Origin of the sequence: Moorena bouillonii PNG (assembly GCF_001942495.1) — a bacterium.
GTDB classification, from domain to species: Bacteria; Cyanobacteriota; Cyanobacteriia; order Cyanobacteriales; family Coleofasciculaceae; genus Moorena; species Moorena bouillonii.
Window position 1 is genome coordinate 33,028 of record NZ_MKZS01000001.1, and the last position, 11,190, is coordinate 44,217.

The following is an 11,190-nucleotide window of genomic DNA, read 5'->3' on the forward strand; positions in this document are numbered from 1 at the left end:
GCCTTGTGGCACAGGCTTTGGCCACGCTACGCGAATGGCCACGCTGTGCGAACGATGCTGTGAGGTAACTCAGCATTATTCCAATGCTTACTTGTTTTATTCCAAAGCTGATAGCTGTTCGCGAAGCGTGCGCGTAGCGCTTTAGCTGAATGCTTACGCTGTATTATACATACAACTGTAGTATCCAGTAATAATGCTACTGGACAGTATATTATACAATTATAGAAAAACTGATAAAATTTATCTGAGTGAGTGGCAACAAGCGCCCCAAAGTACTTGCTAGATATAGCTTTAAGGTTAAAATGGATATCAAACTATCTATACATATACAAAAAAAACATAGTTTGAATTACTCATAAATCACCTGATTAGTTAGTCTAAGTTTATGAAAAATTATTGGAATAATTTGGTAAATTAATTTACAACATTTATACCCATAATTATTATATCGTATCTGTAACCTATTCAGAAATTTTCCCCGATGAAAACTGTTTCGATAATTATCCCAGTATACGGCGTTGAAAAGTATATTGCTACCGCATTAAAGTCGGTTATAAACCAGACTTATAAAAACTTTGAAGTGTTGATAATAGACGATGAATCTCCCGATAAAAGTGTCAATATTTGTCGAAAATTATCCGATAATAGAATTAACATTATTCACCAAACTAATCGGGGACTTGCTGGAGCGCGAAATACAGGAATTCGCCATGCAAAAGGAGATTATTTAGCGTTTTTAGATGGAGACGACTTGTGGTTACCTCAGAAACTGGAAAGACATATGGAACACTTAGAAAAATTCCCAGATGTCGGGATTAGTTTTAGCCGTTCTGCTTTGATTGATGAAGCTGGAAATTTTATGGGTGCCTATCTAATGCCTAAGCTAACTAATATTACTATATCTGATTTGTTTCGAGAGAGCCCGATCGGGAACGGTTCGGCTGCTGTAGTTCGTCGGGAAGTCTTTGACACAATTAAGTATCAGGATAATCTTTACGGCTCTACAGAAGATTATTACTTTGATGAAAACTTCCGTCGTGCTGAAGATCTTGAATGTTGGCTTCGCATCGCTATTCAAACTGACTGGAAAATTGAGGGAATACCTGAACCATTAACCCTCTATCGAATTAATACACAAGGGTTGTCAGCTAATCTTTTCAAGCAGTTAGAGTCCTTAGAACAAATGATTGAAAAGACCCGTTCCTATGCTCCCACACTGACCAGCCGATGGGAAAACATTTCTAGGGCTTACCAATTGCGGTACTTGGCTAGGAGTGCGGTTCGTCTTAAAGTAAGTTCAGATGCTGTGACACTTATACATCGCTCATTATCCAATCACTGGCGTATCCTACTAGAACAGCCACGGCGAACAATCTTAACCTTAATAGCTGCTTATATGCTTTGGTTATTACCGAAGTCTTTATATGCTCACATTGAATTGCTTGTCTCTAGGCTGCTCAACAATTTTAAAAAACATCCTCTTGTCCAAAACTAGTACCGCTGCCCGAAATTAAAAATTAAAAATTCAAAATTAAAAAACCTTATATAGCGTTTTTTAATTCTAATGAGGTACACAAAACTTTTTACCTCTTTCCTCTTCCGACTTTACTGCTCCCTGCTCCGTTCGCGTAGCGTGGCCTACGGCCTCAGTACCTGCTCCCTAAAAGCAAACAAAATGCACCTTAATAGCTTAAAATCGCTATAGAATAAGCTTATTCTATAAGCGTTTGCCTAGTTTGGCATCTTATCTTTATTGACCTTGTGCTTCCTAGCATGGTTAACTAATTTCAAGGTTTGAGTATACTATGAACAAAGTATCGGTAATTATTCCAGTATATAAGGTTTAAAAATACATAGCAGCCACAGTATAATCTGTGCTCGCCCAAACCTATAAAAATTTTGAGCTGCTACTCATTGATGATGGCTCTCCTGACAACAGTATCGAAATATGTAAACAAATTAACGATCCGAGAATTAAAATTATTCGTCAGGATAATCAAGGAGTATCAGCGGCTAGAAACACTGGCATTCGCCATGCTGAAGGAGAGTATATCGCTTTCTTAGATGGAGATGACCTCTGGGTTCCAGAAAAGCTAGAAAAGCATGTTTTACATCTAGAAACATCACTTCATGTAGGAGTCAGTTTTAGCTATTCTGCGTTAATTGATGAAACAGGAACTCCGTTAGGAATCTATCAAATAGCCAAAACTAAAGATATAACTACAGATTACATCATGTGTCGTAATCCCATTGGGAATGGTTCAACACCAGTGATTCGGCGAGAGGTGTTTGAAGCAATTCGATACCGAGACGATCAGGCTACGGAGGATGCTTATTTTGATACTCAATTGCACAATATCGAAGACGTGGAATGTTGGCTGCGCATGGCGATTAAAACTGATTGGTACATGGAAGGTTTGCCAGAGCCGCTGACTTTATATCGTATTCATTCACAAGGGCATTCAGCTAGTATACTCAAGCATATAAATTCTCTAGAAAAGGTGATTGAGAAAACACGTGCCTATGCTCCAGAGGTAATTGCTGAATGTGAAAAGCCAGCCCGCGCCTATTATTTACGGTTTGGTGCTCGACGTGCACTCAGCATCAAAGAAGGCTTGATGGCAACAGAATTGTTTAATAAGGCTTTAGCGACTTACTGGCGTATTTTGCTAGAGGAACCGCTTCGTACTCTGTTGACCGGGGCTGCTGCTTATTTGCTCCGACTTTTACCTAAAACTATTTACCAGCAAATGGAAGCTGTGGCGTTAAAAACGACAGGAGCTTCACAAAAGCGCCGAATTTATCAGGAGCAAGCTTAGTATTTGATATAGCAGTTCTTATTTGGGTGAGGTACGTCGTCGGCCCAGGGCTGTTTCAAAGTATGACTAGAATTTCACGGGTAGGATGATAGGGAGATAGGATAATTATTATTAATATTTTTAAGGTTAAAAATACCCTATATCCATCACCCTATCTCCCTTTCCATTGATATAACAATTTTTTTTATTACTTAAAATAAAATATATCTGCTTAATAAGAGGGGGAGGGGTGAATAAAAATTACTGTACTTTATAAGTATGCTAAACGCCATATTGTGCTTTAAAAATAGTTTTTTTGTAAACTCTTGTAAATAAAGCTTATCACCCCCGATTAGTTTATGCTATAACTGAAAAGCTAAGCTTTATACGCAGCTAAAAAATGAATCTACCTTTAACAATCAAAACTCACCTGAAAGAGTTAGTGATTGGCACACCGTTTGAGCCTGCGGCAAGAAGTATTGTTGATTTAATCAACCCTCCCAGCAAAGATATCCTGAGGAGCAGGGAAGATGACACCTATGTCTATCAGATTATGAAGCGGATTTTAGACAAATCCTCAAACTGTATCGATGTGGGTGCCAACATGGGGAGTGTGTTGACAAAAATATGCCAAGTGGCTCCCCTCGGTGAGCACTATGCTTTCGAGCCGCTCCCCCGGCTGGCTACTCGGCTGCAAAAACGGTTCTCAAAGGTTCATGTTAGGCAAATTGCTTTGAGTGATTTAGAGGGAGAAACCACGTTCTTCCATGTTGTTGATGCCCCAGCACTCAGTGGTCTAAAACACAGAGACTACACCCATTGGGGCTATAACAATGCTCAAACAGAATCGATTGCCATCAAAACTCAAAAACTTGATGACATCCTTCAACCTGACTTCAAAGTTAAGTTTATTAAGGTAGATACAGAAGGAGCAGAGTTTCAGGTTTTCAAAGGTGCTATCCGAACCTTAAAAACCCACAAGCCTTACCTAGTCTTTGAATTTGGTCGTACTGCCATGGTTGATTATAAAACAACGCCAGGTATGATGTATGATTTCCTAGTCAACCAGTGTGGTTTTAAGTTTTTTAAACTTAACAGTTGGCTAGAGGGGTTAGCTCCACTCAGTAAGACGGAATTTGCCATAATCTGTGAAGAAGGCTCTGCTTGGAATTTCTTGGCTACGCCTTACGGGTAGCGAGAAGACACAGGAGTATTCTGTAAGACGAATGAAAAAACTGGGCAACAAATCCTATAAATCCCTAGAAATAGTTATAAATAGTAGGGTGGGTTATTAAAGTACTCTACTAGTAGAGTTACTGGGGAAGTCTTGTCCTAGTTGCTGATCTATTATTTCTGTCAAGAACCTGGGAGTAGTGCAACCCCACGCATAGAATCCGGGGGCTTGTAACCTCAATACTTGACCAGCTTAAGTCCTAAGCGGACTCCGTTGTCAGTAAGTGTTCAAGTTCCTACCTTGGGATGCGTCGCTAGTTCCAAGCTCTAGAACCAAATTGTTAAACATCTGTATCAGGTTAAGGGAGTGCAATTTGGATAGTACCGACTGACAACATTAGCGAAGCGAACTTAACCCTAGAAATAGGAGTAAACGTAATTATGCGCGTATTTGTACTCGACAAAAACAAAAAACCATTAGACCCTTGTCAGCCTGCTAGAGCCAGAATTCTACTCAAACAGGGGAAAGCAAGAGTTCTAAAAAGATACCCGTTCACAATCATTATGCCAGAATTGGAGGTCAAAAACTGTGTAACCCACGAACATCAACTCAAAATAGACCCCGGTGCTAAGACTACGGGCTTAGCCATTGTCCAGGATAATAAAGTTGTTTGGGGAGCTGAACTAACTCACAGGGGTTTTCAAATCAGAGATGCTCTAATCTCTCGTAGGCGGTTAAGGCGTTCTAGGCGTAACCGGAAAACTCGTTACCGTCAGCCTAGATTTTTGAATCGAAAACGCTCAGTTGGCTGGCTAGCTCCTAGTTTAATGTCACGAGTTCACAATATCTTGACTTGGACTAAAAAGTTAAGTAGATTATGCCCAATTGTTGGTATTTCTCAGGAGTTAGTCCGTTTTGACACTCAAAAAATGGAAAATCCCGAAATATCTGGTGTCGAGTATCAGCAAGGCACATTGTACGGGTATGAACTACGGGAGTATCTACTTGAAAAATGGAACCGCCAATGTGCTTACTGTGGAGCAGCTAACACTCCTCTAGAAATAGAGCATATCAAGCCATTAGCTAGGGGAGGCTCTAACCGAGTCTGTAACTTAGCTATTGCTTGTCACAAATGTAATCAGACGAAAGGAGTTCAGGAAATCGAACAATTTTTGTCTGGCAAACCTAGTGTCTTAAAGCGAGTTTTGGCTCAGGCGAAAAAGCCTTTAGCTAATGCAGCAGCGGTTAACTCAACCAGATGGAAATTATACAATCACCTTAAGTCAACTGGTTTACCGATTGAGACCGGTAGTGGTGGATTAACTAAGTATAATCGTTGCCGTCAAAATCTCCCTAAAACCCATTGGTTGGATGCCGCTAATGTCGGTAAAGTTGATAACTTGTACATCGAAAGCTATCAACCATTATTGATTACAGCTAAAGGACATGGAACTCGTCAGATGTGTCGAACGAATAAGTTTGGTTTCCCGACTCGTTATGTCCCCAGGTACAAAGAAGTTAAAGGTTTTCAAACCGGAGATATTGTAAAAGCCATTGTAACCAAAGGTAAGAAAATAGGAACCTATACAGGCAGAGTAGCTACTCGCCAAACCGGCTCATTTAATATCTCTACAAAACCTGGACTGGTTCAAGGAATTAGTCACAAATATTGCAGCGTTATACACCGGAAAGATGGATACTATTATAGTTTATAATTCCCAGGAAACTCTGTCAAACTGCTGTTTATGTAAGGGGAGCGACTCCTTCCCATGCATGAATGACAGGGGTTTCCGTCGCTCCCCTTACCAACCCCTATTTTTTTGATGATTGACTGGCTTGCGATCGCACTCAGGGTGCTTTTAGGCTTATTTATTTTTGCGATTGGGCTAACCCTTGCTAAGTGGATTCCCAATCACCGGATTCGAGCTATTACCCAACCAAACCGTTGGTTTAGGCAAAGGGTTACTCTAGGACTGATGCTCCTGACTAGTTTGATGATGCTCGGGTCAATTGTATTGGTCACTGATATCGTTAAGGTAAATTCAGGACAGGCTGAGGTAGTTAGCTCTCGGAAATACCAGAAGAACATCCGCCTCGGAACAACGAATGTAGCCATCGGAGGTGGTGGTTATGTCACTGGTGTTTACCTCCATCCACTGGAGAAAGACTTAGTTTATATTCGGACTGATGTGGGTGGCTTCTATCGTTGGGATGAGGGGAAGCAACGTTGGATTCCCCTGACAGAACACTTTCCCTTCTCTCAGAGAAATTACTATGGAGGAGAAGCACTGGCTGTTGATCCCAATGATCCAACGATTGTCTATATTGCAGCTGGAAAATATCCCTGGGCTGAACCGGGAACACTATTTAAATCTACCGATAAAGGACAAACTTGGACAAAGTTGAACCTAGACCTCAAGATGGGGGCTAACCACAAGAAAAAATGGCTAGGAGAGAGACTAGCTGTTGATCCGTTCAATTCCAATATTATCCTGTTCGGCTCTAGAGAAGATGGACTCTGGAAATCATCGGATGCTGGTGCTACCTGGGAAAACGTCACCTCTTTTGCAGGTAAACCAGATAACAAAATTGGTATTACAGCGATTGTCTTTGATAAACAGGTACCGGGCTTAGTTTATGCTTCTCCCTATGGAGATGGCATCTACAAATCTACTGACTCTGGGGTCAGCTGGACTCAGGTAGCTGGTAGCCCAAAAACAGTCAATCGCATGGCTGTGGGAAAAAATAATATCCTCTACGTCACCAGTACCAGTAATCCTGGAGTCCACAAGTATGGCAATGGTGTCTGGAAAACCATGAAACCAGGAGGATCTAATCGCATTTTTGGTACGCTCAGTGTGAATCCTGCTAATCCTGAGGATATCTTAGTTGCCCTCAACCGCACACAAAAAACGAAATTCTACCGTTCCCTGGATGGCGGCGCTACCTGGAAACAGCAGCTGACTTCTGCTAACAACACTATTCCCTGGTGGCCGAAGAAGTATTTTGCCAATCATATGGCAGCGATGGAATTTGACCCAAAAGTACCGGGAAGAGTTTGGTTTACGGATTGGTACGGTGTATGGCGGACAGATGATCTTAATGCTAATCCCGTTGTTTGGACTAACTATGCCGCTGGACACGAGGAAGTGGTTCCGTTTACTCTGGTTTCACCACCCCGTGGTCCGATACTGGTAAGTGGGGTGGCGGATGTGGATGGTTTCTACCATAACCAAGGATTAGATACTTACCCCTCTCAACGACTTGGTCTGGGGGAGCCCGGTAAGTCATTCCAGGAAACCTATAGTATTGCTTACTGTGAAACTAAACCCTTGCAGATGGTTCGGGTTGGTGGTAACCGCTGGAATTCAACCTATACTGGAGCTACTTCCACCGATGGTGGTCTGACATGGCAACAGTTTGCCTCATTTCCAGACAATACGATGCCGATGCGGGTCGCTATGTCTGCTACTAACCCCAATTTATTTGTTGTGACAGTTAGTCAAGGTCAGCCCCTGCGCACTACGGATCGAGGGGTGAGCTGGCAAAAGGTTTCAGGATTACCCAATGGTCCCGGTGGTCCATGGAATTGGTCTCAATCTTTAGCGGCAGACTCTGTAGATGGCAACAGGTTTTATTACTATGCTAAAGGCAAAGTCTATCGTTCCAATGATGGCGGCTCATCTTTTCAAATTGTGAATGATTCACTTCGCAATGAAGGTTGGCATTCCCTGAAAACGGTGCCAGGGGTTAAGGGTGAAATTTGGCTGAGTCTAGACAGTAAGGGTTTTTATCGCTCTACCGATGGCGGTCAGTCATTCTTCAAGCTGCCTTCAGTAACTAGAGCTCACCTATTTGCCTTTGGTAAAGCACCCCAGGGCAGCGACACTCCAGCACTGTATATTTATGGAAATATTGATGGAAATGTTCCCAATGTCGAGAATGGGGTTAGGAATCGGGAAGCTACAGGGACTTCAGGAAGCTCAGCCAAAAGCCGTGCCCAAGAACCAGGAATATTCCAGTCTCTTGACATGGGACGCACGTGGACAAGGATGGGCGATCGCTCCCGACCAATTGGCAATAGACCTACTGTGATGGAGGCGAGTAAGCAGGAGTTCGGACTGGTCTTTATTGGTACCAATGGTAGGGGAATATACTACGGATCACAATAGGGTTAATTTTGATTAATTCCTTAAGATTTTTATAAAATTTTCCTTGTAATTAGGGTAATCGTTATTGAATAGGGAATACACTAAATAACTGACTTGTTTCGTGTTAATCAGGGAATCAAACGATGGCAATCCTGCAATTTTTAATCATTAGCGCCATTTGTATGGTGTTAATCAAGTTTGTTGCCTCTTGGTTTGGGTATGGCAACATACCGATACTGAATAAATTAGTGACAATTATTCTCAGCGTCTTCGTGACCTTTGAAATTGTTCAGCTGGTGCAAGCTATAATTGTGAAATTTGGTTGAGGGCTGTTCGCCCTTGGCGTTCCCGTAGGGTCGGTTGAGGGAGGGTTGAGGGTTGAGGGTTGAAGGTTGAGGGTTGAAGGTTGAGGGTTGAAGGTTGAAGGTTGAGGGTTGACGGTTGACGGTTGACCTTCAATAAGATGCGGACGCTTAAGTTATTAATAAGTCACTAAAGTTAAAAGTTGACTAGAGCGTTTCTCCTACTTATGAGGTAAAGTCAATTTTCTTACCCCTACTCCCTACTCCCTACTCCCTATTCCCTACTCCCTACTCCCTACTCCCTACTCCCTACTCCCTACTCCCTACTCCCTACTCCCTGTATTACCCGTTTCTAGCAGTGTCTGGAAAATCAAATAGGCTGAAGTAGCACCAGGGTCTTGATGTCCAGCACTGCGCTCCCCTAAATAACTGGCTCGTCCCTTCTTGGCCACCAAGGGAATAGTATTTTTCATCCCCTTTTGTTCACTGATTTGGGCTAATTTGCGATACACAATGTATAGTTCCGACAGGGGAGTACCACCCATGCTATTCACGAATGCTAGAATGCGATCGCTTTTCTGAAAAGGGGGGTCAGTTATTTCTAACTCTGTCCATTCTGCTTTATCTTCATCCCACTCTCGCACTGTGCGGCTATAGGCACCATCTTCAATAATCGATAGCGCTAGTATTTCAGTTATCTCATCTGCTGATTTGAGGGACATTCGTTTTCTTCCCGGTTCCCCGTGAATGCCAATGCCAAATTCTATTTCCCCTTCCCCCAAGTCAAACATGGGACTCCCTTTAGCAGGAGGGGTGCAGGATGTCAATGCCATACCCATGCTGCGTCCATTACCATTAACCTGGCGACAGAGATTAGCCAGTTGTTTGAGGTCATAACCAGCAGCAGCAGCAGCGCCACAGATTTTCTCGGCTAATAATGTCGTCCCTACCCCGCGCCTGCCTTGAGTATAGAGGCTATCTTTAACCGCTACATCATCATCAATTAGGATATTGAGGACTCGGATGCCTTCTGAGATAGCTAATTCCGCAGCTAACTCAAAATTCATCACGTCACCGCTATAGTTTTTGACAATATTAAGAACCCCTGCACCACTGTTGACTATTTTGGCAGCTTCTAGCATTTGGTCGGGAGTGGGAGAGGTAAACACTTCACCGGGACAGGCGGCATCTAACATTCCGGCACCCACAAAGCCCCCGTGCAAGGGTTCATGACCACTACCACCACCGGAAATAATCGCTACTTTATTTGATATGGGAGCATCAGCACGGTAGATCAAGGGGGGGTCAAGATTAATTTTGAGCAGGTCAGGATGAGCTATAGCCATGCCTTCTAGGCTTTCTCTGACAACATTATCGGGATGGTTGATTAATTTTTTCATGATTTATATCAGTAGTCATGGGTCATGGGTCATGGGTAATGGGTAATGGGTAATTGGTGATCCCATTAACCATTACCTAGGCTTTACAATACCGATGCTACCGAACTTGATATCAGTCGGACTCCGCTATAGTCTTCCCCATCTTCCCATCCCTTGCCCCAACTTCCCCCTTGACCAATATTTCCATCTCCCCTAAGACTTTTGTTTGACAGGATTGAAGCGAAGAACATTACTCAGGCTGTTAGTCTGGTCAGTCCAAAATGACAGTTTGCTGTACCTGTCAAACAAATCTGGTGGTAATACTGTGCGCCGGGGAATAAATTCCACTCGGCGATTTACCTTGTGCAATCCTGGGGTTCGTAGCCTAGCATCGAATTCCGGTTCGTCGTATTCTACCTGCTCGAAATTGTGCTCGAAGGGCTCTTCTCCTAGAAACTGGTAGATTAGGTTTAAGGTATCTGCTGGACACCTGGTCAACAATTCATAGTCTACCAGCAGCAACTTATTACCCTGTTCGCTGTAGAAGGCTTCCTTGAGAGCATTGTAAGCAAATCCCACTAGGCGATCGCCTTTAGATAGGGCTTCAGTGCGACTGTAGACAGTGAAATTTTCTTGATTATTGAACAAACCAGACACTTCCAGGGCGTTGCGTCGTACCAGGCGTTCTAAGCTATCCATGATCCAAGCTACGTTACGGACACAACACACTATCTTGGATTCCGGGAACAATTCACTAATCAAAGGTAGTTTGCTGCACCAGAGGCGGTTGGTATCAAAGATAAGTTGTTGGTCTTCTACTGAGTGGCGGTAGTAGGCCGCAAATAGACTCTGGAGGATGTCACGCTTCTGCTCTGGGGAGATGAAAATCGCCCCCTCACTGTTGCTCATTCTTTCCAGGAGGCAACTGACCAACTCTCCTACAGCACTAGTCATGCCAGCGTGAAAGCGGGGATTCTGGCGCAGCAATGCTGCTAGCAAAGTTGACCCAGAACGAGGTAGGCCAGAGATGAAGTGGATAGACTGAGGCAGTATCTGTTTGATTTGATGGTCAGTGTCAAAATCGAGAATCTGTGCTATCGGTGTCTGAGGTAGGTTTGGTTTGGTTGATTGGGTCTGGCAAGTAGTTGCTGCAGAAACTAACTCGGTCGTTTTCATTTGATGTTTAATTATATAGCAATTCTTATTTCGGTGAGGTACAAATTTTGGGTTTTAGGGAATAGGGAATCGGGAATCGGGAATCGGGAACAGGGAGCAGGGAATCGGGAATCGGGAACAGGGAATCGGGAATCGGGAATCGGGAATCGGCAATCGGGAATCGGGAACAGGGAATCGGGAATCGGGAATCGGGAATCGGGAATCGGGAAT

7 protein-coding genes and 2 pseudogenes are annotated in these 11,190 nt (G+C 43.2%); 5 read left to right on the forward strand and 4 right to left on the reverse strand.

All coding sequences use genetic code 11. The features are described from left to right. Positions 1–481: 481 nt before the first annotated feature. From BJP37_RS00130 to BJP37_RS00150, 5 genes and pseudogenes are all read left to right on the forward strand, one after another. Complete coding sequence (locus BJP37_RS00130; protein ID WP_075895542.1) at positions 482–1,495, forward strand: glycosyltransferase family 2 protein; 1,014 nt, start codon at positions 482–484, stop codon at positions 1,493–1,495. Positions 1,496–1,853: 358 nt separating this feature from the next. Then, a pseudogene (locus BJP37_RS00135) lies at positions 1,854–2,819 on the forward strand (glycosyltransferase family 2 protein). A 379-nt stretch (positions 2,820–3,198) separates the two neighbouring features. Next, positions 3,199–3,993, forward strand: a complete 795-nt coding sequence (locus BJP37_RS00140) for an FkbM family methyltransferase (protein ID WP_075895544.1) — start codon at positions 3,199–3,201, stop codon at positions 3,991–3,993. Between the two features lie 419 nt (positions 3,994–4,412). Next, complete coding sequence (gene iscB, locus BJP37_RS00145) at positions 4,413–5,687, forward strand: RNA-guided endonuclease IscB (RefSeq protein WP_075895546.1); 1,275 nt, start codon at positions 4,413–4,415, stop codon at positions 5,685–5,687. 108 nt (positions 5,688–5,795) lie between these two features. Next, on the forward strand, positions 5,796–8,144 hold the full coding sequence (locus BJP37_RS00150) for a WD40/YVTN/BNR-like repeat-containing protein (RefSeq protein ID WP_075895548.1): 2,349 nt from the start codon (positions 5,796–5,798) through the stop codon (positions 8,142–8,144). Between the two features lie 282 nt (positions 8,145–8,426). On the opposite strand, the gene BJP37_RS38115 is transcribed toward BJP37_RS00150, so the two are convergent. The 4 genes and pseudogenes from BJP37_RS38115 to BJP37_RS38120 all read right to left on the reverse strand — a co-directional run. Next, positions 8,427–8,582 (reverse strand): hypothetical protein, encoded by a 156-nt coding sequence (locus BJP37_RS38115; RefSeq protein ID WP_158069332.1) that lies wholly within the window; start codon positions 8,580–8,582, stop codon positions 8,427–8,429. A 166-nt stretch (positions 8,583–8,748) separates the two neighbouring features. Continuing rightward, positions 8,749–9,825, reverse strand: a complete 1,077-nt coding sequence (locus BJP37_RS00160; RefSeq protein WP_075895550.1) for a dihydroxyacetone kinase subunit DhaK — start codon at positions 9,823–9,825, stop codon at positions 8,749–8,751. Positions 9,826–10,017: 192 nt separating this feature from the next. Then, positions 10,018–10,980 carry a sulfotransferase family protein gene (locus tag BJP37_RS00165; RefSeq protein WP_081431015.1) on the reverse strand — a complete coding sequence of 321 codons (963 nt, stop codon included), beginning with the start codon at positions 10,978–10,980 and terminating at the stop codon, positions 10,018–10,020. A gap of 25 nt (positions 10,981–11,005) precedes the next feature. Further along, positions 11,006–11,190, reverse strand: a pseudogene (locus tag BJP37_RS38120) (hypothetical protein); the annotation flags it as partial.

Coding starts and splice junctions, on each gene's coding strand:
- BJP37_RS00150 (WP_075895548.1), top strand. CDS start 5,796: ATGATTGACTGGCTTGCGATCGCACTCAGGGTGCTTTTAGGCTTATTT.
- BJP37_RS00165 (WP_081431015.1), bottom strand. CDS start 10,980: ATGAAAACGACCGAGTTAGTTTCTGCAGCAACTACTTGCCAGACCCAA.
- iscB (WP_075895546.1), top strand. CDS start 4,413: ATGCGCGTATTTGTACTCGACAAAAACAAAAAACCATTAGACCCTTGT.
- BJP37_RS00130 (WP_075895542.1), top strand. CDS start 482: ATGAAAACTGTTTCGATAATTATCCCAGTATACGGCGTTGAAAAGTAT.
- BJP37_RS00140 (WP_075895544.1), top strand. CDS start 3,199: ATGAATCTACCTTTAACAATCAAAACTCACCTGAAAGAGTTAGTGATT.
- BJP37_RS00160 (WP_075895550.1), bottom strand. CDS start 9,825: ATGAAAAAATTAATCAACCATCCCGATAATGTTGTCAGAGAAAGCCTA.